The 20,913-nt window shown below is 59.2% G+C and carries 21 protein-coding genes and 1 pseudogene; 13 read left to right on the top strand and 9 right to left on the bottom strand.

The window, feature by feature from the left end; all coding sequences use genetic code 11:
* Positions 1–45 precede the first annotated feature (45 nt).
* The 9 genes from KGL31_05205 to KGL31_05245 all read left to right on the top strand — a co-directional run bounded on the left by KGL31_05205 (position 46) and on the right by KGL31_05245 (position 9,375).
* Complete coding sequence (locus KGL31_05205; protein ID MDE2321302.1) at positions 46–525, top strand: NAD(P)H-dependent oxidoreductase subunit E; 480 nt, start codon at positions 46–48, stop codon at positions 523–525.
* Positions 526–580: 55 nt separating this feature from the next.
* Entirely contained in the window at positions 581–1,864 is a 1,284-nt protein-coding gene (nuoF, locus tag KGL31_05210; protein MDE2321303.1) for an NADH-quinone oxidoreductase subunit NuoF, read from the top strand.
* A gap of 20 nt (positions 1,865–1,884) precedes the next feature.
* A complete protein-coding gene (gene nuoH / locus KGL31_05215; GenBank protein MDE2321304.1) occupies positions 1,885–2,871 on the top strand; it encodes an NADH-quinone oxidoreductase subunit NuoH in 987 nt (328 codons plus the stop codon).
* A gap of 2 nt (positions 2,872–2,873) precedes the next feature.
* A complete protein-coding gene (locus tag KGL31_05220; GenBank protein MDE2321305.1) occupies positions 2,874–3,380 on the top strand; it encodes an NADH-quinone oxidoreductase subunit J in 507 nt (168 codons plus the stop codon).
* A gap of 99 nt (positions 3,381–3,479) precedes the next feature.
* Positions 3,480–3,779, top strand: a complete 300-nt coding sequence (gene nuoK / locus KGL31_05225; GenBank protein ID MDE2321306.1) for an NADH-quinone oxidoreductase subunit NuoK — start codon at positions 3,480–3,482, stop codon at positions 3,777–3,779.
* A 27-nt stretch (positions 3,780–3,806) separates the two neighbouring features.
* Positions 3,807–5,699: an NADH-quinone oxidoreductase subunit L gene (nuoL, locus tag KGL31_05230; protein ID MDE2321307.1), complete on the top strand. Its 1,893-nt coding sequence runs from the start codon at positions 3,807–3,809 to the stop codon at positions 5,697–5,699.
* Positions 5,700–5,714: 15 nt separating this feature from the next.
* On the top strand, positions 5,715–7,232 hold the full coding sequence (locus KGL31_05235) for an NADH-quinone oxidoreductase subunit M (GenBank protein MDE2321308.1): 1,518 nt from the start codon (positions 5,715–5,717) through the stop codon (positions 7,230–7,232).
* Entirely contained in the window at positions 7,232–8,710 is a 1,479-nt protein-coding gene (locus KGL31_05240; protein MDE2321309.1) for an NADH-quinone oxidoreductase subunit N, read from the top strand. The genes KGL31_05235 and KGL31_05240 overlap by 1 nt, the downstream gene beginning before the upstream one ends.
* Positions 8,711–8,724: 14 nt before the next feature.
* On the top strand, positions 8,725–9,375 hold the full coding sequence (locus KGL31_05245) for a redox-sensing transcriptional repressor Rex (GenBank protein ID MDE2321310.1): 651 nt from the start codon (positions 8,725–8,727) through the stop codon (positions 9,373–9,375).
* Positions 9,376–9,545: 170 nt separating this feature from the next.
* Here KGL31_05245 and KGL31_05250 read toward each other — a convergent pair whose 3' ends face one another.
* From KGL31_05250 to KGL31_05270, 5 genes are all read right to left on the bottom strand, one after another.
* The gene (locus KGL31_05250) at positions 9,546–10,052 is read right to left on the bottom strand and encodes a metal-dependent hydrolase (protein MDE2321311.1); all 507 of its coding nucleotides are present in this window, start codon (positions 10,050–10,052) and stop codon (positions 9,546–9,548) included.
* A gap of 125 nt (positions 10,053–10,177) precedes the next feature.
* Positions 10,178–11,167, bottom strand: a complete 990-nt coding sequence (locus tag KGL31_05255) for a hypothetical protein (protein MDE2321312.1) — start codon at positions 11,165–11,167, stop codon at positions 10,178–10,180.
* A gap of 30 nt (positions 11,168–11,197) precedes the next feature.
* A complete protein-coding gene (locus KGL31_05260; GenBank protein ID MDE2321313.1) occupies positions 11,198–11,488 on the bottom strand; it encodes a TlpA family protein disulfide reductase in 291 nt (96 codons plus the stop codon).
* Positions 11,489–11,515: 27 nt separating this feature from the next.
* Positions 11,516–11,698 carry a redoxin domain-containing protein gene (locus tag KGL31_05265; protein MDE2321314.1) on the bottom strand — a complete coding sequence of 61 codons (183 nt, stop codon included), beginning with the start codon at positions 11,696–11,698 and terminating at the stop codon, positions 11,516–11,518.
* A 41-nt stretch (positions 11,699–11,739) separates the two neighbouring features.
* Positions 11,740–13,188, bottom strand: coding sequence for a menaquinone biosynthesis decarboxylase (locus KGL31_05270; GenBank protein MDE2321315.1), 1,449 nt, complete (start codon positions 13,186–13,188; stop codon positions 11,740–11,742).
* 579 nt (positions 13,189–13,767) lie between these two features.
* Here KGL31_05270 and KGL31_05275 point away from each other — a divergent pair.
* Both KGL31_05275 and KGL31_05280 read left to right on the top strand, forming a co-directional pair.
* Positions 13,768–14,139 carry a group 1 truncated hemoglobin gene (locus KGL31_05275; protein ID MDE2321316.1) on the top strand — a complete coding sequence of 124 codons (372 nt, stop codon included), beginning with the start codon at positions 13,768–13,770 and terminating at the stop codon, positions 14,137–14,139.
* A 77-nt stretch (positions 14,140–14,216) separates the two neighbouring features.
* Positions 14,217–14,699, top strand: coding sequence for a DUF1353 domain-containing protein (locus tag KGL31_05280; GenBank protein ID MDE2321317.1), 483 nt, complete (start codon positions 14,217–14,219; stop codon positions 14,697–14,699).
* Between the two features lie 126 nt (positions 14,700–14,825).
* Here the strand turns inward: KGL31_05280 and KGL31_05285 are convergent, their stop codons facing one another.
* Both KGL31_05285 and KGL31_05290 read right to left on the bottom strand, forming a co-directional pair.
* The gene (locus KGL31_05285; GenBank protein MDE2321318.1) at positions 14,826–15,260 is read right to left on the bottom strand and encodes a PIN domain-containing protein; all 435 of its coding nucleotides are present in this window, start codon (positions 15,258–15,260) and stop codon (positions 14,826–14,828) included.
* A complete protein-coding gene (locus KGL31_05290) occupies positions 15,257–15,502 on the bottom strand; it encodes a type II toxin-antitoxin system VapB family antitoxin (GenBank protein ID MDE2321319.1) in 246 nt (81 codons plus the stop codon). The genes KGL31_05285 and KGL31_05290 overlap by 4 nt, the downstream gene beginning before the upstream one ends.
* 138 nt (positions 15,503–15,640) lie before the next feature.
* On the opposite strand from KGL31_05290, the gene KGL31_05295 reads away from it, so the two are divergent.
* Positions 15,641–16,408 (top strand): (5-formylfuran-3-yl)methyl phosphate synthase, encoded by a 768-nt coding sequence (locus KGL31_05295; GenBank protein MDE2321320.1) that lies wholly within the window; start codon positions 15,641–15,643, stop codon positions 16,406–16,408.
* On the opposite strand, the gene KGL31_05300 is transcribed toward KGL31_05295, so the two are convergent.
* Positions 16,347–17,060, bottom strand: coding sequence for an aspartate/glutamate/uridylate kinase (locus KGL31_05300; GenBank protein ID MDE2321321.1), 714 nt, complete (start codon positions 17,058–17,060; stop codon positions 16,347–16,349). The two genes, KGL31_05295 and KGL31_05300, sit on opposite strands and share 62 nt — an antisense overlap.
* Positions 17,061–17,651: 591 nt before the next feature.
* Here KGL31_05300 and KGL31_05305 point away from each other — a divergent pair.
* A pseudogene (locus tag KGL31_05305) lies at positions 17,652–17,735 on the top strand (transposase).
* A gap of 288 nt (positions 17,736–18,023) precedes the next feature.
* Here KGL31_05305 and KGL31_05310 read toward each other — a convergent pair.
* On the bottom strand, positions 18,024–19,961 hold the full coding sequence (locus KGL31_05310) for a hypothetical protein (GenBank protein MDE2321322.1): 1,938 nt from the start codon (positions 19,959–19,961) through the stop codon (positions 18,024–18,026).
* Positions 19,962–20,913 lie beyond the last annotated feature (952 nt).

Here is a 20,913-nt window from a genome sequence, read left to right on the forward strand (position 1 = left end):
CCCCCTTTATCAAAGGGGGGTTGGGGGGAACTGGTATTGGATGCGATGACGGAAGAGACTATTCAAGCGATCTTGGCTCGATATCCGGATCGCCGTTCCGCGCTGTTGCCGCTGATGCACCTGTGTCAGGAGGAGGCCGGGTATCTGACAGAGGACGCTATGCGTGAGCTGGCGGCCCGTCTTGATCTGCCGCCGATCCAGGTGGCGGAGGTCGCTACGTTTTACGACATGTTCCGCCTGAAGCCGGGCGGACAGCGAGAGATCTGGGTCTGCCATAATTTGAGTTGCGCGCTCTTGGGCGCCGAACAGGTGATCCGGCGTCTCGAAGAGGCGCTGGGGATCAGCGCTGGAGAGACAACATCCGATGGACTGTTTACGATCAAGCGGGTTGAGTGTCTTGCGGCCTGCGGGCGCGCCCCGGCGATCCAAGTGGGACCGGATTATTATGGCCCGGTCTCGGCCACAGATGTCGATGAGCTGGTAGCGCGACTGCGAAAGGAATTAGCCGACAGCGATCAATTATAGGGGCAGGGCATGCCCTGCCCAAAGGGGGCGCAGCAGGCAGCGCCCCTACACTTCTATGAGCGAAAAGATTCTCACGAAGCGATTTGAGATCCCGGGGTATGGCGGGACCTGCGAGGAGTACGTGGCCACCGGAGGGTATCAGGCCATTGCGAAGGCGCTCAAAGAGCATACCCCCGCCAGCCTGATCGATCTGGTAAAGCGGTCGGGGCTCAGAGGACGGGGGGGCGCAGGCTTCCCCACCGGCGTCAAGTGGGGTTTTGTGCCCAAGGGTTCGGAACTACCCAAGTATCTCATCTGTAATGCCGATGAGAGCGAGCCGGGAACGTTCAAAGATCGGGAACTGATCATGCGGGACCCGCACCAGCTCATCGAAGGAATCCTGCTGGCCAGTTTCGCCATCGGGTGTCGGACCGCCTATATCTACATCAGGGGCGAGTTCATTGCGGGCGCGCGCATCCTCGAACAGGCGATCAGCGATGCGGCCGCCCGTGGTCTCGTGGGGAAGAATATCCTGGGGGGCAGCTTCAGCGTGGACGTCCACGCGCACCGGGGTGCCGGCGCCTACATCTGCGGAGAGGAGACCGCGCTACTCGAATCGTTGGAGGGCAAACGTGGGTTACCGCGACTCAAGCCTCCGTTTCCCGCCACGTCCGGGCTCTATCGCAAGCCCACCGTCGTCAACAATGTGGAAACCCTCAGCACCATTCCGCACATCGTGATGCGTGGCGCCGAGTGGTTCTCGAGCATTGGGACCCCCAAGAGTACGGGTACCCGGATTTTCGGGGTAAGCGGCCACGTTCGCCGGCCCGGTATCTACGAGTGCCCGATCGACGTCCCGATGCGGGAGCTGATCTTTGAGCATGCGGGCGGGATGCGTGAAGGGCGCCGTCTGAAGGCGGTCATTCCCGGCGGCTCCTCGGTGCCGGTGCTGACTGAGCGACACCTGGATACCAGGATGGACTTTGAGTCGTTGGCCACAGCAGGCTCTATGGCCGGGTCCGGCGGCGTCATCGTGATGGATGAGACCACCTGTATGGTTCGAGTGGGAGAGGTCGTCTCTCGATTCTATCACCATGAGTCGTGTGGGCAGTGTACGCAGTGCCGCGAGGGGACGGCGTGGCTGCACAAAACGCTGCGAAGGATCGAAGAGGGTCGCGGGCGGACAGCAGATCTCGATCTGCTCTTGGACATCTGCGACAACATGAAGGGCAAGACTATCTGCCCCTTAAGCGATGCCGCCGCTATGCCGATTGAAAGCTACCTGAAGTACTTTCGCGATGAATTCGAGCAGCACGTCGTGGAGCGCGGCTGCCCGTTCGGACCCATACACCGATCGTAGACGGGCGACAAGGGAGCATGATGCCAGAGGGCGCCTTCTTCGTCATCATGGTGACGAAGATCGTCGTGGTGTTCGGGCTGATGTTGCTGAGTGTCACCTACCTGACCTGGCTGGAACGCAAGGTCATCGGCGACATCCAGGTCCGGCTCGGTCCGATGCGGGTTGGGCCCCACGGTCTGCTACAGCCGATCGCCGACGCGCTCAAGCTCCTGTTCAAGGAAGACATCATTCCCCAGGCGGCAGACCGGACGCTGTACATCCTGGCCCCCGCGGTCGCGCTGATCCCCGCCTTTATCTCCTTCGCAGTGATTCCTTTCGGAGACCAGGTCCGACTCTTCGGACGGACCATCGACATGGTCATCACTGACGTTAATATCGGGCTGCTATACGTGTTCGGTGTGGCCTCGCTCGGCGTCTATGGGATCGTCCTGGGCGGATGGGCCTCGAACAACAAGTACGCGCTGCTTGGAGGGCTGCGTTCCTCAGCCCAGATGATCAGCTATGAACTCTCCTTGGGCCTGTCGGTGGTGGGTGTGGTGATGCTGTCGCAGTCGCTGAGCCTGGTGGGGATTGTGGGCGCTCAAGCAAGGACGTGGTTTATCGTCCTTCAGCCGATCGGATTCATTATCTTCCTGATCTGCGCTGTCGCCGAGACCAACCGCGCTCCCTTCGACCTTCCAGAGGCCGAGACGGAACTGGTGGCCGGCTTCCACGTCGAGTACAGCTCCATGAAGTTCGCCATGTACTTCATGGCTGAGTACGCCAACATAATCACCGTGTCGGCCATGGCGACGACGCTATTTCTGGGCGGGTGGAGGGGGCCGTGGTTGCCGCCGGTGGTCTGGTTTCTCGCCAAGCTCTACCTGTTTATTTTCCTCTTTATCTGGCTCCGAGGCACGCTGCCGCGCTTCAGATACGACCAATTGATGCGATTCGGATGGAAGGTTCTGCTGCCCGTCGCGCTGGCTAACATTATGGTGACGGCTGTGTTTGTGGCGTTGAGGTAAGGATGGAATGGCTGGTGTTTGTGCCGCTGGCCGCAATGGCGCTTGTCACCGCGGTACTGGTCATCGTCCTGCGAAACCCGGTCTACTGCGCGCTCTCGCTCATCGGGACGTTTTTCGCGCTGTCGGGGATCTATCTGCTGCTGCAGGCGCAATTCGTCGCCGTCGTACAGGTAATCGTCTACGCCGGAGCGATCATGGTCTTGTTCCTGTTTGTGGTGATGTTGCTCGACCTGGGTCATGAACCACCCGCCTGGCTGCAACGAGATCGGCCCAGGCTCGTACTCGGCATCAGTCTGACGCTACTGCTGCTCATTGAGCTGGCGATCCCCATCGGCTCCAGCACTTCTCGTGCTCCCCAGGGCCCCTATACATCAGAACTCGTAGGCACCGTCGGAAATACTCAACTCGTCGGACGCCTCTTATTTACCGATTTTCTCATCCCATTTGAGATCACCTCTATCATCCTCCTTATCGCCATCATTGGCGCCATGGTCTTGGCCAGGAGGTAGCGAAATGCGGTGCGAAGCGCAAAATCCCCCCCAACCCCCCTTTATTAAAGGGGGGTTGGGGAGATTTGGTACGAGGTGCGGGGGGCGATGACAGCAACTGTGCCTTTGAGCGCATATCTGATCCTGGGCGCCGCTCTCTTTGTCATCGGGGTCGCCGGGGTGCTGATCCGGCGCAATGTACTGGTGATCTTCATGGCGATCGAGTTGATGCTGAATGCGGTCAATCTCACCTTTGTGGCGTTCTCGAGGTTTCTTCACTCCATGGATGGACAGATCGTTGTGTTATTTGTGATGGCGGTGGCAGCGGCCGAGGTGGCAGTGGGGTTGGCCATCATCATTGCGCTGTATAGAAACAAAGAGTCCGTGAATGTGGACGAGATCAATCTGCTGAAGGGATAGCGCGATGACGCGGGAGGGGTACGCACGATGATCTGGCTGATTCCCGTTGTTCCGCTGGCGGGAAGTCTCGTCGTCGGTCTGATCGGCCGCCGGATGCCGCGAAGGCTGGTGGCGGTGATCGCCTGCGGCGCCCCATCGCTTTCGCTGCTACTTTCCCTGATGGCCTTTGTCCGTCTCCTGCAGATGCCGGCGGAAGGGCGCCTGCTCCGCTCCTCCCTCGGCTCCTGGATCGCCTCCGGCGATTTCTCGGTCTCGTTCGGGTTTCTGTTTGATCCTCTCTCTGCCATCATGGCGCTGGTGGTGTGCGGCGTGGGCCTGCTGATCCACATCTACTCGATCGGCTATATGGGGGAGGACCGCGACTACCACCGCTTCTTTTCGCTGCTCAATCTCTTCCTGGCCGAGATGCTGGTCCTGGTCCTGGCCGATAACTACCTCCTGCTCTTTGTAGGATGGGAGGGGGTGGGCCTCTGTTCGTACCTGTTGATCGGTTTCTGGTTTGAGCGACCGGCTGCGGCATCCGCCGGGACCAAGGCCTTTCTGGTGAACCGGATCGGCGACAGCGCGATGGTTGTGGGGCTGATCTGGATGATTGCGCTGTTCGGGTCGCTGGACTTTCAGACCGTATTGACAGAAGCGCCGACCGTGCTTACGCACGGCTCTGTGACCGCATTGCTGCTTACCCTCCTCCTCTTCATTGGGGCGACCGGTAAGTCGGCGCAGCTCCCATTGTATGTCTGGTTGCCTGATGCGATGGAGGGCCCTACGCCCGTCTCAGCGCTTATTCATGCGGCTACCATGGTGACAGCGGGCGTCTATCTGGTCGCGCGTTCCGCTCCCCTGTTCCAGCTCGCGCCCGTCAGCCTGGAGGTCATCGCCTGGGTCGGCGGCCTCACGGCCCTGTATGCCGCAAGCATCGCCCTGGTACAGACTGATATCAAGCGGATTGTTGCCTACTCGACCATCTCTCAGCTCGGCTACATGTTTTTGGGCCTGGGAGTCGGGGCATACGCCGCGGGGGTCTTTCACCTGATGACCCATGCCTTTTTCAAGGCTCTCCTCTTTCTGTCGGCGGGATCGGTGATTCATGCGCTGGACGGCGAGCAGGATATACGGAATATGGGAGGGCTACGGCAATCCCTTCGCGTCACTGCGGGGAGCTTTCTTGTCGGCGCGCTGGCGAATGCCGGGATTGCCCCCTTTGCCGGCTTCTGGAGTAAGGATGAGATCCTCTCCGCCGCCTATGGCTCTGGGCATCAGGCGCTCTGGGTCATTGGAGTGCTGACCGCGGCCGGCACCGGGTTCTACATGTTTCGCCTTTACTTCCTTGCCTTCGAGGGGAAGTCGAGGCTCGACGCCCATACGCTTAACCACCTGCACGAGGCGCCGTGGAGCATGCGGCTGCCACTAGTATTGTTGGCGCTCGGATCCGCGACTGTAGGGTTTGTCGGTGTCCCGCCAGGGTCTGGCCAGTTTCAGCGCTTTCTGGGCTCAGTCTTCCCCGCGTCGGTGCATGAAGGCTCGGCCGAGTCGAGTTCCGGGGCTGTGCTTGCGGTTGCGGCCCTTGTGATGGCAGCAGGTGGGATCGCCATAGCCTTTCGTTACTATCTTCTGAACCCTGAAAGAGCTGAGGCGCTTGCCGCGCGATATCCCTCGCTGTATCGTACCCTCTTTCACAAATATTGGGTTGATGAGCTATACGACGCGGCTGTGATCCACCCGACCATCGCCTCGGCCCGCGCCATATCGGAGTCGTTCGATGCGCGCATGGTCGATGGGTCGGTCAACGGCGTTGCTGCGATTGCAACCCGTACCGGGAGCCTGCTGAGGCGGCTTCAAACCGGCCATGTTCCGGCTTATATTCTGTCGATTCTGGTAGGTGCAGTGGTCCTCTTGGGGTACCTGGTGTTTTCCGGATAGCGCGCAGAGGAAGGTATGACTCAGACGGGTGGTCCGATCCTCTCAATACTTATCGCGCTTCCACTGGGTGGCGCTCTCCTGCTCACATATGTCGATGGGGCGCGAGAAGCGCTGATCAAGCGGCTCGCGCTGGCCGTCTCATGCCTGGATGTGCTCCTTTCCCTGATCGTGTACGCGCAATTCGATCCGGCCAAGGCCGGCATGCAGTTCGTTGAGCGCGCGCCGTGGATCCCCTCAATCGGCAGCAGCTATGTTCTCGGCGTGGATGGGATCAGCCTGCCGCTGTTGCTCCTCACGACGTTTCTCACGCCTATCGCCATCCTTGCCTCCTTCTCCGGGATTACGAGCCGGGTAAAGGCGTACATGATCTGCATGCTGCTGCTCCAAGGCGGCATGATCGGCGTGTTTGTCGCCCTGGATCTGGTGCTCTTCTACGTCTTCTGGGAAGGGATGCTGATCCCGATGTATTTTCTGATCGGGGTCTGGGGCGGCCAAAGGCGGATCTATGCCACGTTGAAGTTTGTCCTCTATACGATGGCGGGAAGCGTCCTGATGCTGCTGGCGATGATCGCCCTAGCCTTCCTGCATCAAGGGAGCGCGAGTCGGTTGTCGTTTGACCTCCTGGAACTGATCGGCGGATCGATCCCGTATGGGACGCAACTGTGGCTCTTCGCCGCCTTTGCCCTCGCCTTTGCCATCAAGGTGCCGATGTTTCCGTTTCACACCTGGCTTCCGGACGCCCACGTGGAGGCGCCTACGGCGGGAAGCGTCCTATTGGCCGGGGTGCTCTTGAAGATGGGGACGTACGGGTTTCTCCGATTCGCGCTTCCGCTCTTTCCGGAAGCGGCCGCCGCCTTTACCCCTTTAATCTCTGCGCTTGCCGTGATCGGCATCCTGTACGGCGCGCTGGTCGCCATGGTTCAGGATGATCTCAAGCGGCTGGTGGCCTATAGCTCAGTGAGTCACCTGGGATTCGTGATGCTGGGTATCTTTGCCATGAACCTGCAGTCCGTCGAGGGCTCAATCCTCCAAATGGTCAATCATGGCCTCTCCACTGGTGCCCTCTTCCTGCTGGTTGGGATGATCTATGAGCGACGCCACACCAGGATGATAGAAGAGTTCGGTGGACTCTCCCGGACGGTTCCCCGCTTCGCGCTCTGTTTCCTGGTTGTCACGATGTCGTCCATTGGCCTGCCAGGCCTGAACGGATTTGTGGGTGAGTTTCTGATCCTGACCGGGACATTCCGCGTCCACAAAGGATTTGCGGTCCTCGCGACCCTTGGGGTCATCCTGGCAGCGGTCTATATGCTCTGGATGTGGCAACGCGTAATGTGGGGGCAAAGCCGACGGGTTGAGAATCTTACGCTCAACGATATCGGCCGCCGTGAGATGGCGATACTGATCCCGATTATCCTGCTCATTCTGTGGATTGGCCTGAATCCCAATCCCCTCCTCAGAAGGATGGATGCGTCGGTGGGGCAGCTCTTGGACGGCATGCGGAGCGCGACGTCCGAAGTGCGGAGCGCGAATTGATGGAGCTTGTGCTGCCTCAGATTGACTGGGCTCCCTTTGCGCCGCTTGCACCGGTAGCCCTGGGCGGTCTCACGACGTTGATGGCAGAACTCTTTCTCCCGCCAGAGCGGAAGCATCTCACCGCTATCCTAAGCCTGATGGCCCTCGCTGTGTCGATCCTTCTGTCGATCGGCTTATGGGAGCCTGTCCTCGACCCAGATCGGGGAATGGTTCGCTACGGGCTTCATGACGCGGTCGTCTTAGACCGATTCTCGCTCTTCTTTTATCTTGTGCTTGGCTTGATTGGCATACTGACAATCCTGCTGTCGATGGGCTATCTTGACACTACCGTCGCCGATCAGGGCGAGTATTACAGCCTGGTGCTCTTCTCGGCGTTGGGGATGATGCTCATGGCCGCAGGGGGGGACCTGATCGTGATTTTTCTGGGGCTGGAAACCTTCTCGCTCGCCCTGTACACGCTCGCCGGGTTCCGGAAGGCCGAGCTTCGCTCGAACGAGTCGGCGCTGAAGTACCTCCTGCTCGGGGCCTTTGCCAGCGGATTTTTCCTCTATGGTATTGCCCTGATGTATGGGGCAACCGGCACGACCGTACTCCGGCAGATTGCGGCCTTTCTGGCTGATGGGCATCCCCCCGCGCCCCTGTTCATGATCGGGGGAGGGTTGCTGTTGGTTGGGTTCGGCTTCAAGATCGCCTCCGTCCCGTTCCATATGTGGGCCCCGGACGTCTATGAGGGGGCGCCAACCTCGGTCACCGCATTCATGATCGCCGGGACCAAGGCCGCCGCCTTTGCCGCCTTCCTGCGGGTATTTCTTCTGGCATTACCTGCCCTTCACGTGCGTTGGTCGGTTGCGATCTGGATTCTGGCGGTCCTCACCATGACCGTGGGCAATCTGGTTGCCCTGGTTCAAAGCAACATCAAGCGGATGCTGGCCTACAGCTCGATCGCCCATGCCGGATATCTGTTGGTCGCGTTGGTCGCCGGCGGATCATCCGGAGTTGCCAGCATCCTCTTCTACCTGGTCGCCTATGCCCTGATGAACCTGGGCGCCTTCGCTGTCATCATCGCGTTGCAAGGTCATGAGCGAGAGCGGCTGTTGCTGACCGACTACGCCGGTCTCGGATGGCAACGGCCGGTCCTGGCCGCCTGCATGGCTGTCTTCATGTTCTCGCTGGCCGGGATCCCTCCGACAGCCGGTTTCATGGGTAAGCTGTACATCTTCAGCGCCGCCCTTGAAGGTCACTATCCTGGCCTGGCAGTGATCGGTGTCCTGAACAGCGTGGTCTCGGTCTACTTTTATCTCCGGGTTATCGTCATCATGTACATGAGTGAGGCAGCTTCCCCGCCACCGCTCGTCCCGGCATCTGCGGCGGCCGTCCTGGCCGTGCTGGTCTCTGTGCTGGGAACCCTTCACCTTGGCCTGTTCCCGGCGAGGTTGCTCGATCTGGCGCGGCAGTCGGTCTCCGCTATTGTAGGATGAGAGGGTCTGTATCCATGAAAGCGATCAAGATTCCCGAGAAAACCATAACCCGACTTTCGATCTATCTGCGATGCGTGGAAGAGTTAGAGAATGAAGGGACGGCGAGCGTCTCGTCCAAGCAACTGGCCGATCGTTTCGCCCTGAATTCCGCCCAGGTGCGAAAAGACCTTGCCTACTTTGGCCAGTTCGGCATCAGGGGTCTGGGGTACTACGTGACCCCTCTCCGGCATAGTCTGGAGGAGATTCTTGGCCTCAAGCGGGCGTGGGAGGTGGCCTTGGTCGGGTTGGGGAACCTGGGCTCTGCATTGATTGCCTACAAGGGGTTCCAGGAGAAGGGATTCAAGATCTCTGCCGTGTTCGACCGGGACCCCGCCAAGATCGGTCGGCGGATTGAAGGGATCCAGGTGATGGATACCGGGACGATCGTTTCGGTCATCCGTAAGCGGAAAATCAAGATTGGGATCTTGGCTGTTCCCGCCGCCGGCGCCCAGGCCATCCTCGACGCGCTCGTGAAGGGGGGGGTCATTGCGGTCTTAAACTTCGCCCCCACCCAACTGACAGTCCCCGATTCGGTGAAGGTCCAGAACGTTGACCTGTCAGCCCTCTTGAAGACGCTCAGCTACCATATCGCCAGAGCGGAGCAGCCGAGAGCCCGCACGTCTTAACCCCAAGGACGGGCTACTTCTTCCGGTTCATGGAGTTAGTCTGGGCGTCTTGATGCGCTCCGGACGCCTCACCCATTGACGCTTGCCCTCTCGATAAATGGCTCGAACGTCTCGTACGGCTTCGCGGGGTTGCCGGGTTACCGAGACTCCTGATTCCCTTGGAGGACAGCTCACGATGAATAATTCGATACCCTACGCTGACGAAGCAAGAACCAGGCATAGAGCAGGGTGAGGAGGATCACGTTGGGAATGAAGATCTCCGGCCTCCCCCACGGCCAGCCGTTGACCTTGAAATCCGATATCGGCCAGAGAAACGGCGTGGGAAAAAATCGATAGGAATGTGTGAAGATGTCAACGAGAATATGCAGCCCCCAGGCGCCCGTCTCCCAGATCGGCTTCCGGACCACCACCCACAGGAGCGCGAACGCGACGAGGAAGATGACCAGACTGTGTGTGACGCTGTACACGCGATGGACGTAGGCCGGGAAGAGCGAAGGGTCAGGGGGTTCGTGACCAAAGTGCGGACGTTCAGCTAGGCCGAGGACCACGGCGAGGTAAAAGGGCCCGAACGCACTCAGATCCGGGAGGATGCCAAAGCAAAACGCCAGCCCGTAACTCCGCCGGTTTTCTCTTCCGAAGGCGATCCCGCCCCAGAGCCCATGTGACACGATATCCATCTGAGAATTACCGCCCGGCCATGCCAGCCTGAAAACACAAGGGCCGTACTCGTGTCCGGTGCGACTGCGATTGCGAGCACCCTGGCCTTAGTGCCTTGCCAGTGTCAGTTCGGCGTGGTCGCGCGTTAGCGCCCGCTACACACTATCGGGTCTGCGGCCGTATAAATCCACGGCTTGGTGCGCGGCTGGGCGAGGCGCGCGATGTAGGTGACCATCTGATGGCCGTGGAAGGCGCCGCTATCGCGCACGTTCTTAAGATCGTCCAGCAGCGCGATGCCGAACGGCCTGTGAGACAGATCCTCCCGCGCGGCCTCGAAGTACGGGGAGTCGAGCAACAGCAGGACGCTCCCGCCGTGCGCGTAGCCGAGGGAGGGGACGAACGGCACCACGTCGTCGCAACCCACCACGCGCGTGGTCTTCTGCATCAGGCGATTGAAGGCGGAGACGCCCGCAGTGTCGGTCACCTTCGGCTGACCGAAGGTGACAAGCCGCTCTACGGTGCTACCCGCCTGCTCGAGGCGCATCGCCAGCAGCAGCGCCGCGGCGCCCCCGAGAGAATGCCCGGTCAGGCCCACGGTATAGCCCGGCTTCAGGAGCCGCTTTGCCTTCAAGTCCTCATCCACGGCGCGCGCAACGGCCGCAAAGCCGGGATGGACGCGGATGGTGAGTGTGTGATCCTCCCGGGGCACCGCCTCGGCATCGGTCAGCAACTGGCGGAAGTCCTGCGTTCCCTCAATGCCGATATAGTGCCTGTGGGTGGTGTCGTCCGTCCCGAGCACGTACGCCGTCGTCGTCCCCGGCACGCCCCCGGCGACGGGAAGGTTGGTCACGCGGACGAACCCGGTGTTCGGAAGGGTCGGCATGACAGGCGACGTTCGATAGGCTGCCTGCGCGATGGGCGCGTACAACGCAATGTCGGGCGCCCACGCGGCGTATTGGTCCAGCATCCAGGTGCGTTCCGATGGAGTCAGTGTCGGGGCGCATCCCGCGAGGAGCAGGACGCCGAGCGCGAGGAGTACGCGCGACTGCCTCATGGCTTGACGCCAATCGAGACATTGCCGACGGACTGAACGGAGCAGGGCCGTGGTCGCCAGGAGCAGAAAAGAGAGCTTCATGGGGAACCTCCTCTCAATCCGGACAGCCTATTATTTTCCCTTCTGACTGAGCAGGGCATTGATCGATCTTTGAAACTCCTCCTCCGTCATCGCCCCGTCCGAGCGTCCGTATAAGCTCCCGTCTTTATTGACCAGAATCGTAGTCGGCGTACCTTTGATTTGATAGCGCCTGCCGATGTCACCGACGCTGTCGCGTCCTACGGGGTAAGGGATCTTGTACGTCTCAATAAACTTTCGCGCGTCGGCTTCGTTATCCCAGGCGACGTTCACGCCCAGCATCACGAGGCCCTTGCCCTTGTACTGCTGGTAGATCTTTACCAGAACGGGAGCCTCCCGTTGACAGTGTGGTCATTTGGAGTGGAAGAAATTGATCAGAACCGGCTTACCGCGAAAGTCTTTCAGCGCGATGGACTTTCCATCCAGGAGCGAGAGCGTAAAGTCCGGGACAGGCGTAGCGTGAGCTGCCTGGGCAATCAGCAGTGTGCCGATCAGCAGGGTTGTGAACATCGCTCGTCGCAGGTGATGACTCATATCTCATTCCTCCAAATAAAGAGCTGTTGGCTGACAGCTTCTCATCCATCCAGGCCGTATTCTGTCCAGCGTCGGTCCACAAGGGTCTTGATCTCGTGATCCATGACCTGTTCCTCCGGCCACTCGCGCGTAAACCCCTCTTCCTTCCACTTCCGCGTTCCATCGATCCCCATCTTTGAGCCATACCGCGGCAGCCGGCTGGCATGATCCAGGGTTTCGACCGGTCCCATGACAAACTCGATATCGCGCTCCGGGTCGATGTGGTTCAGGACCTTCCAGACCACTTCGGCCGGATCACGGACGTTCACATCCTTGTCCACGACGACGATCACCTTTGAGAACATCGCCTGGCCGAGGCCCCAGATCGCGTGCATGATCTTGCGCGCGTGGCCCGGATACGCCTTATCGATACTAACGATGACCAGGTTGTGGAAAACCCCGGCGAACGGCATGTGGAAGTCCACGATCTCCGGCAACTGTTTTCTCAGGAGCGGGCGGGACATCCGTTCCACGGCCGTCCCCATGTGGCAGTCCTCCATAGGTGGGCGGCCGACGATGGTGGTTTGGTAGATTGGGTCCCGGCGATGGGTGATGGCCGTCAGGTGAAAGACGGGGTAATAGTCAGGGAGGGAGTAAAAGCCGGTGTGGTCGCCAAACGGCCCTTCCAGGCGCAGCTCATCGGGCTCGACGTATCCTTCCAGTACGATTTCGGCATTGGCTGGAACCTCCAGCTCGACGGTCTCGCACTGGGTCAGCTCGACGGACCGCTTCCGCAGGAAGCCGGCGATGAGCATTTCGTCAATCCCGTCTGGCGCCGGAATGACCGCCGACAGGGTGGTGGCCGGATCGGGTCCAATGGCCACGGCGACCTCGGTGCGCCGTCCCAGCCGCCGGTTTTTCTCATAGTGTCTCGCCCCGCCGTGATGAATGTGCCAGTGCATACCCGCAGTCCGTTCGTCGAAGATCTGCATGCGATACATGCCGCAATTGCGCGTGCCGGTCTCCGGATCTTTGGTGAAGACCAGGGGGAACGTGATAAATCGGCCGCCGTCCAGCGGCCAGCACTTGATGGCCGGCAACAGGTCAAATGAGGGATCCTTCGTGATGCGTACCTCCTTGCACGGGCCATCCTTCACCCGTTTGGGCAGGTAGCTCGCCATCTCTGTGAGCTTCGGTAACATCCGGAGTTTCTCGATCCATCCTTCCGGGCTCTTGATCTCGAAGAGGCCTTCCAGTTCTCCGGCCAGTTCGTCCAGCGAGGCGCGCTGTAGCGCCAGGCAGAGATGCGCCTCAGAGCCGAAGGCGTTGATCAGGAGCGGCATCGACGAATCCTTGACTCGCTCAAAGAGCAGGGAGGGTCCGAGCCGCTTGCTGACTCGATCGGTGATTTCGGTGACCTCGAGAATCGGATCGACCCGGGTCTTGATCCGCTTCAGCAGTCCCCGCTGCTCCAGCGCCGCAATAAAGGCCCGCAGATCCTCGTATGCCATGTGATTCCAGCGATTAGTGAGTAGTGATTAGTGATTGGAAGGATCGATGCCACTATAACGGAGGGAAGTAACGTCGGCAAGCACAAATAGGGTCGGCGATTTGCCCGAGCATCACACCGCGCTAGACCAGTTTATGCAACGTCGCTCGGACGAACTGCCGCACTGAGATGTGTCCTTCATCCAAGGACAGATTCATAACAATCAGTAGTAATAGGAGGACACCATGCCATTCGGCTCATTCACCGTTCCGGGGTGCTAGGCGCTTCCCTTGGTCGGCTCTGAGCGAGCTCCATGGCGGCAATCTTCAGGTTCAGGGCCAAAAGCCGGCGCAAGATCTCACGACGACAGGAGTGTCCAAAGTTCAACGATAGAGCCGAATTTAGCCTGAGCAGTTCCAGCGGGAAGGTTGAATCGCTGACATAGGCGCAGCATCTGTCGTCGTCAGGCTATATAGGAACCTGTTGCTAACTACGCGAGAAGACGGTACTATTTGCCATGGCTTTAAAAACGGTTGGCCGGGATAGACTGATCAACGTACATAATAGTTGTGCCAGTTTCTGACCGGAAGGAGATAAAGCAATGAGTAAGACAACACTCTACGAACGTCTTGGCGGCTATGACGCCATCTGTGCCGTTGCTAACGACCTCTTGCCGCGCTTACAAGGGGATGCGCAACTGGCTCGCTTCTGGCAGCATCGAGGGAAGGATGGTGTCAAGCGGGAAAAGCAGCTCCTGATTGATTTTCTATGTGCGAATGCAGGCGGCCCCCTGTACTACACCGGACGAGATATGAAGACCACCCATAAAGGGATGAAAATCAGTGAAAGCGATTGGTCAGCATTTTTAGGGCACCTCCATGCCACGCTCGAGGCGTTTCTGGTCCCTCAGGCTGAACGTGACGGGGTCGTTGCATTTGTCCAAAGCACGAAACCAGACATTGTCGAAGCCTAGATGCGGGCCTTACAATCATATGCAGCCGAGGCGTTATAGCGAGGCTGATTTGAGGCGTTAGCCTGCAACGAGGCCGTATGGTTGCATGTAAGAATAGCGTTACATGGCTGTACAAAGCCGATAAGAATTACAGTTGGGAATCTGGCTTCGATATCCCCAAGGACATGTACTTCCTTGATTCCTGTGGAAAGGTCCGGTTGATCTTGGAGGTTGGGGGCCGAATCACCGTCACCCGAGGTTACGCCTGGAATGGCTGCAGTCCGAAGATCTGTTTCTTTGATTTCCTCATTGGCACACCAGATGGGGTCGTGTACGAAAGGACCGGTCGCCCCAAGACGTACTACGCCTCCATGGTGCACGATGCGCTGTATCAGTTCCTCAGAGCGGGCTCCCCGCTTAGTCGCCGCCAGGCGGATCACGCGTTCTTGAAACTGATGGAGGCGTCCGAATTCGCACCACGCCGGCTCTACTGGGCCGCAGTCCGTTCATTCGGTTGGTTGGTATGGTGCGCGAAAAGCGCACGGCGGCATTGGCGGGGACAAGGAGTCACCGTCAACTAGGTAGCGCCTTCTTCTATCGCCACCCAGAGTTCTTCCGGTATGGCCCAAGGAATTCCAGGGACACCATACCTATTTCTGGACTTCAGTGCGTAAAGAGGGAATGGCAGGCCGGCCCGGATTTCTCTCTCACTCGACGAGTGGATTACGCACGGAGAGAGCCGGAAACCGACCGAAATGGCGATCAGCGGTCCACAACTCGCGCACGCCATGCAGGTGACAGAGGGCGGCAATGTGCGCATCGTGTACCTGTGGACCGACGATCTGTCCCTTCTGGATGGCGTTACGCAGTTGGAGCCAGTACCCGTTCATCTCGGTGAGGAGCATAAGGCTCGGCGACTCCAACCAGGCATCGACCTGATCGAGCGCGACAGCAAGGGGTGTTGGGGGATCGAAAATCGCGGGATGGGTCACGATGGCCAGGAATTCATGAAGACAGGGCCATGGAATTGCCCAAGGCGCTCGACTCTCCGCCAGCTCGGCAATCCGTGCGTAAGCGACGGGAGGCCACGGGGAGTCCTCCCGATGAGCATAAACCAGCAGATTCGTGTCAACGCCGATCAACCGCCGCGTCCCTCATAGATCATCTCCCTGATGCGATCCCATGAGGCCGTGGCCAGGCCGGGCTGAATCCCGCTACCCTTAAAAGTGGCTTTCCTGAGATGAAACCTGCCACCTTGTTCCCGCTCAGCAAGAATTCGGCGTAAACCCTCTTCAACGAGGGCCCGCAATGTAGTACCTTCATTGGCAGCCAATTGCTTGGCGCCACGAAGAAGCGTGTCAGTCACCTCTATGGTAGTCTTCATATGGGAATATGTATCATAAAGGCCGTACCTCTGTCAAACCCAACGGCGTTGTTCATGCATTTCTTCCTTGACACTTCCAGACGCTTTCCGATACAAGACAACGGTTACGCGTGAAGGCACAGCTTTGGGAGAAGTGCGATGAAACTCATGATCAGTGTGCGGGACGAGCAAGAGGCGATAGCTGCGTTGGCTGGGGGAGCCGATATCGTCGATGTGAAGAACCCGGCCGAGGGATCGCTGGGCGCCGGGCGGCCGGAGACCATCGCGGCAATCGTAAGAACTGTCCGGGCTGCTGTCCCTGTCAGCGCATCGATCGGCGACGTCCCAAATCTTCCGGGGACCGTGGCACTTGCCGGCTTGGGAGCGGCCGCCTGCGGTGTTCGACTCGTCAAGGTGGGACTGCTGGGGGCTCGGACAGGAGCGGAGGCGGCCAACCTGCTCGATGCCGTCAGCAGCGCGTTACGAATGGCGAATGGCACAGTGGGTCTGGTAGCCTGCGCCTACGCTGATGCCGCCCTCGTTGGTTCGCTCGATCCGCTTGAGCTTCCTGATGCCGCCGCCCCCTTTGTCGAAGGGTGCCTGATCGATACCGCCATCAAAGACGGACGGACGCTCTTTCAGTGCCTCCCGGAGGACGCCATCAGCCGCTTTGTTCAGCAGTGTCACGATCGGGGGCTCTTTTGTGGCTTGGCGGGTTCTCTACAGCAGGCGGATCTCTCCAGAGCCCTGGCACTTGGCGCCGACATTGTCGGCGTACGAACTGCGGCCTGTGAGGGAGGACAACGAAGCGGCTCCGTTTCCACGACGTTGGTGGAACGCCTGAAGGCGACTGTGTCTTTGCATATCAAATCCCCCCCAGCCCCCCTTTTGCAAAGGGGGGCTGGGGGGGATTTGCGCTCCGCGTAACCACACACGTCCCTACCGTTCTCCTGCATTCCAGCCACTCCTTGACACGAGCCGGATGCGTCCCATTGATGATCCAGCAGCAGTCGATCCCGTTCAGCCACCTGGCAAACTCTCGATCCACGCCGCTGTAACGCGAGAGGTGTGGGCGCGTGATGTACGGCAGCAGGGGCGCCGACGGGTCAACCGTCGGATCGCGTGCGAAGATCCCATCTACAGACTTCAGCAGCAGCAAGGCATCCGCTCCAACACGTCCAGCAATATAGGCGGCGATCGAATCCGAGGTGACACCCCAGGAATGTGCAAAGGGATCGTGGCGAAAAAGGGATCGTGAGGGGAGATAGACCGGAAGTTGGCTGCTCCGGATCACCTCTATGACCTGATTCAAGCTGGAGGCCGGCGCAGCCTGTGTGGCGAGGTCACAAAGCTCAAGACCATACTGATCCATCGCCAGGATAGCCATCCGGTGCGCGGCGTGATCGGTGAGTCGCACTCGGCGATACTCTGCCCGCACTAGGTCGGCAAACACCCCGCCACCCGGAATCACTAATGCGTTGGCAGTACCCTTCCACCGCTGGATGGAATCGAGCAGCTTCCCCAGCCCGCCCCACTTTCCTAGGCTCCCACCCACCTTGATAACGACGTCGATCTTCATGATTCAGCTCGCAGTGGTCAGCTTCCAGTGCTCCATCCGCGGATTGCATATGAGGCGTCTCAAATTGGGAACTCCGTGACTTGAATCTACCAGGGTTCATGCCCCGCGGCTTACCGCGAGTTCGTCATACCGGCGAAAGCCGGTATCCAGAAGGTCCGATTGGATTCCGTGTCAAGCACGGAATGACGGGCCAGAACAGAAGACAAGACCCCGTAGCTTGCTGCGGGGTAGTTCATTATTAATCATTTGTTGGCTGTAATGAAACCTTATAGTTTACGTCAAGCTATTGTTTCGTCTTGACCGTGTCTAACAATCTGTGCTGTACTTATCCGTCCATCGGATAATCGGTTCCCCCTTTCCTCCGCTCCGGGAGAACCAGGGGCGCGAAACCGACCGCTACGCGGGGGCTGAGCCCTGCGTTAGACAGCACACCGACCACCAGTCAAGGGGACAAGAAAACCATGGGAAAAATTAATGGGGTCGGGCCACGGCAAGTATCTGATATCGGATCGAATAGTGCTGAAGTGACCCCATGAAATGGGCCTATAACACGTTTTTCGAGGGTAAAAAGGCTGTTTTTCCCAAGAGTCTATGGCGAGAGCGAAGCGACATTATATTCCAGGCTATATCTGGCATATCACCCATCGATGCAATAAGAGAGAATTCCTCCTCAAGGAGGAATGGACGGGCAGTATCGCGGTGGGGAGCAGACCCTTTGCTGAGAAGGTGAAAGCACTTTTGGGCTTTCGAGCCAAAGGGAGAGAAGTGATAGAAGGCGGTGAAGAATATCAGGTCCGGGAGGGACCGGCTCTGTATAACGCTCTTTTCGGGGCCGAAAAAGAGGATATAGGCCCTGAAAACACCTATCTTTGGAACGTTAAACCATAAAAATCAACTGGATGCCTTGGCCAGACCCCAGGCTCACCAAGCCCAGATCGCTTTACCCGAGGGGCGCGAGCCCGGTCAGTATGGGATGAACTCGTGGTAGAAGGACTTCCAGTCCAACACCCACCTCGGTGTCCCCACTCGCGTGTACTCGATGAAGTACACATTGCCGTAGTTGTCCGTCGTGAAGATCACGGGTGACGTCACCCACGGCGTGTCCTCCATCCACCGTGAAGCCGTCACGGTCTCGAACCTGGGTGCGTCTTGAGGCTTTTTCGCATTCGGTGCCCAGAGGTGCGTGTCGAAGTACCTCCACTCCATCCACGCCTTGTCTCCGTACATCGGCATGAACCACAACCGGTTGCCTCCTCCCTTCGGGATTGCGACGAGAAACCCACGTGTCGCCTCGTCCCATGTCATGTCCGCATCGATCCACCCCGTCACACCCGGCGGACGCGAGAGCTTCACCGCATCGCTCCACCCCGATCCCACCGATGCGATCCGCCATAGGTCCCCCGCTGCGTCGACCATCGTGAGCCATCTCTTGTCGGCGTACGTCAGCACCGAGATCGAGCGGAAGCTCCCCGGCTTCACGAGGCTCCAGCTGCCGGTCGCCCCTCCGGGGACCGCCGTCCGCGTGAAGACAACCCCGTCCTCTCCGACGGCGTAAAGTTGACATTGGTTCCCGCTGAGCGAGAGGGCGTCCACGTCGAGGAAGTGGAGCCCCTGTACTGGTGGGCTGATATGGGTCCACGACCCCCACTTTCCGCTCGGCTCTGGAGAGAGGGTGTAGATCGATCCCGCCGCGATCACGAAGACCTGCGGGTGCCCTCCTGGATCGAGCGAGCAGGTGGCTACCTTCGTCAGCGCTACCCCAGGGACCGGCGACCCGATGTCGAGCCAGTAGCTGAATGTACCCTTGTACGACGGGGTATCCCCCTGCCGCACCCTCCAGACGACCCTGTTGCGGTCCGCGTCGACGGCAAAGACCGCGGTCATGGAGGGCGAGTACGGACTTCTCCCCACCGCGACACTCGACGCGAAGCGCGGCGCATCCCCGAATCGCTCGACGCTAGGCCCGATGTTGTCGGTGTTCTGCGGCGTGTCCTGCGCACAGGCGGGGGTCTTCAGGGAAAAGTCGTTCGCGCTCTTCGTCGCATCCGTGCCGCCGCCGTTAATCAAGCCGATGACTTCCCAGTCCCCAAGGGAGTTCTTGTGGAAAAGCGGGGAGCCGGAGGAGCCGCCAATCGTATCGCAGTTGTGAATCAGGAGGGCATGATCGTCCTTGTTCAGGGAGCAGTTCGTATGAATCGTCCCCGCCATCCAGCGAGAGTTGCACCCGACGATGTCCTCGTGGACCCCATCGTAGAGCGGGGCGGGATGGCGGTAGATCGCCCAAGCCCCGCCATCATTTTTTCCCGGGGCAGTCTCGCCCACCCAGCCGCAGGTCGTTGTGTCCCACACCATGTCCGGAGCGTTGAACGGGAAGTGGGCTCGCGTATAGGCGGCGTTGACAAGGGGAGCGCCAAGCGGCGGAATCGACTTCGCCAGCGGAATCAGCGTCTGGTTCGTTCCCGCGACGTCCGACCACTTATCGATCTTCGCAATTCCCCAGTCTATCCCGTCGCTCATGCCGCCCCCCGAGACGCGGGAGCCAACGACCGCCCGCGCCACGTCTCCACGAGGAACGTGCTTGCGATCGGAAACTACTCGGTTGGGATGGAATTTCGGGTAAAACCGGAGCCCAGTTTGCCACGCCCCTGTAGCCATAGTCGCGTCGACGAAGCAATGCGCCGCCGCGGCGATGTGATCCCTGTCGATCAGGAACGCCGTGCACCCGTTGTTCAGGAACCCGACGGAATCGAACGGAGGACCAGAGTTTGGCGTTAGTTCGAAGTCCGGGCGGTTGCAGTAGAGCGTCGCTCCGACGCTCGGCGCCCAAGCCAGGAGAAGGAAGCCGGCGAACAGTAGGCTTGCGAAACCACCAAGCACAGCCGACCGGAGCGATGCCAACATTGGCCCTCCTACGTAAAGTACTCCCCTCTAGCGCCCATTGGCTGATAAGAAAACTGATAACAAATCGCTTTTCGGGCGGTACGGGCACGCGCCCGTGGAGGCCGCATGAAGAAGCGAATTCATGGTGGAAAGTATGCGAGAATCAGGTTGGAGAGTCAAGATTAAAGTGGGATCACGCGTGTTACGGCGCCGAGGCCGATCTGAGCCCGAAGCGGACCCGTTTTGCTGCGAGCAGGGCCGCACGTCGGCAGACCGCTCCTGTCGCGATGGTCTTACCCGTTCCCGTACATCATCACAGGTTCAGTGTCGTAATCCGGGAAGGGGTCATCACGCCAGGGTGCGATGACACTGTCCGCAAAAGGGAATAAATAGGGACAGCGACCATTTATTGATCCTTGCATAAGTAATGCAGGCTGTAGATGTCTCCATTCCGCTCATGGTGAACCCGTCGAACCATGCGCGGATCAGCCTTCGACAAGCTCAGGCTGAACGGATAGTTGTGCAGTTCGTTTTCCATTACTTATGCAAGAACCAATAGGTTAGATACACAGAGAGAATGTGCTTAACGAATCGTTCTTTCGCATAGCGTAAACGCCGCCTCTCAACTCAGCGTTCTCCCGTCCTCCGCTCTGGGAGAACCAGGAGCACGAAATCGACCGCTTCGCGGCGGCTCGGCCCTGCGTTCGGCCTCAAAGAATATCGGAAAGTATGAACTGCAATGACTGCCGTGGCGTCGTGCTCAGGACGGTGCTATCATTTATCCGCAAGAGAAGAGGAAAGGCACTACGGACTCTGGAAGGAATGGAGAGAACAGCATGAAGATAAAATTCCACTACTGTCCCAACGTCAGAGGCGTAAAATCAATTGGTTAGCGTCATCGCTCTCTGGCGTTTCGTAATCGACCAGCGCAAGCGCTTGTTCAATGGGCGTTTTCTCGAAAAGGGTCACGCTC

Source organism: Candidatus Methylomirabilota bacterium (assembly GCA_028870115.1).
Taxonomy (GTDB): domain Bacteria; phylum Methylomirabilota; class Methylomirabilia; order Methylomirabilales; family Methylomirabilaceae; genus Methylomirabilis.

Excerpts from the sequence above, each read along its gene's own strand:
- KGL31_05265 (MDE2321314.1), bottom strand. The coding sequence starts at position 11,698 with ATGAGTCATCACCTGCGACGAGCGATGTTCACAACCCTGCTGATCGGC.
- KGL31_05220 (MDE2321305.1), top strand. The coding sequence starts at position 2,874 with ATGGAATGGCTGGTGTTTGTGCCGCTGGCCGCAATGGCGCTTGTCACC.
- KGL31_05280 (MDE2321317.1), top strand. The coding sequence starts at position 14,217 with ATGGTTGCATGTAAGAATAGCGTTACATGGCTGTACAAAGCCGATAAG.
- nuoH (MDE2321304.1), top strand. The coding sequence starts at position 1,885 with ATGCCAGAGGGCGCCTTCTTCGTCATCATGGTGACGAAGATCGTCGTG.
- KGL31_05300 (MDE2321321.1), bottom strand. The coding sequence starts at position 17,060 with ATGAAGATCGACGTCGTTATCAAGGTGGGTGGGAGCCTAGGAAAGTGG.
- KGL31_05270 (MDE2321315.1), bottom strand. The coding sequence starts at position 13,188 with ATGGCATACGAGGATCTGCGGGCCTTTATTGCGGCGCTGGAGCAGCGG.
- KGL31_05255 (MDE2321312.1), bottom strand. The coding sequence starts at position 11,167 with ATGAAGCTCTCTTTTCTGCTCCTGGCGACCACGGCCCTGCTCCGTTCA.
- KGL31_05205 (MDE2321302.1), top strand. The coding sequence starts at position 46 with ATGACGGAAGAGACTATTCAAGCGATCTTGGCTCGATATCCGGATCGC.
- KGL31_05310 (MDE2321322.1), bottom strand. The coding sequence starts at position 19,961 with ATGTTGGCATCGCTCCGGTCGGCTGTGCTTGGTGGTTTCGCAAGCCTA.
- nuoL (MDE2321307.1), top strand. The coding sequence starts at position 3,807 with ATGATCTGGCTGATTCCCGTTGTTCCGCTGGCGGGAAGTCTCGTCGTC.
- KGL31_05240 (MDE2321309.1), top strand. The coding sequence starts at position 7,232 with ATGGAGCTTGTGCTGCCTCAGATTGACTGGGCTCCCTTTGCGCCGCTT.
- KGL31_05250 (MDE2321311.1), bottom strand. The coding sequence starts at position 10,052 with ATGGATATCGTGTCACATGGGCTCTGGGGCGGGATCGCCTTCGGAAGA.
- KGL31_05275 (MDE2321316.1), top strand. The coding sequence starts at position 13,768 with ATGAGTAAGACAACACTCTACGAACGTCTTGGCGGCTATGACGCCATC.
- KGL31_05235 (MDE2321308.1), top strand. The coding sequence starts at position 5,715 with ATGACTCAGACGGGTGGTCCGATCCTCTCAATACTTATCGCGCTTCCA.
- KGL31_05295 (MDE2321320.1), top strand. The coding sequence starts at position 15,641 with ATGAAACTCATGATCAGTGTGCGGGACGAGCAAGAGGCGATAGCTGCG.
- nuoF (MDE2321303.1), top strand. The coding sequence starts at position 581 with ATGAGCGAAAAGATTCTCACGAAGCGATTTGAGATCCCGGGGTATGGC.
- KGL31_05245 (MDE2321310.1), top strand. The coding sequence starts at position 8,725 with ATGAAAGCGATCAAGATTCCCGAGAAAACCATAACCCGACTTTCGATC.
- KGL31_05290 (MDE2321319.1), bottom strand. The coding sequence starts at position 15,502 with ATGAAGACTACCATAGAGGTGACTGACACGCTTCTTCGTGGCGCCAAG.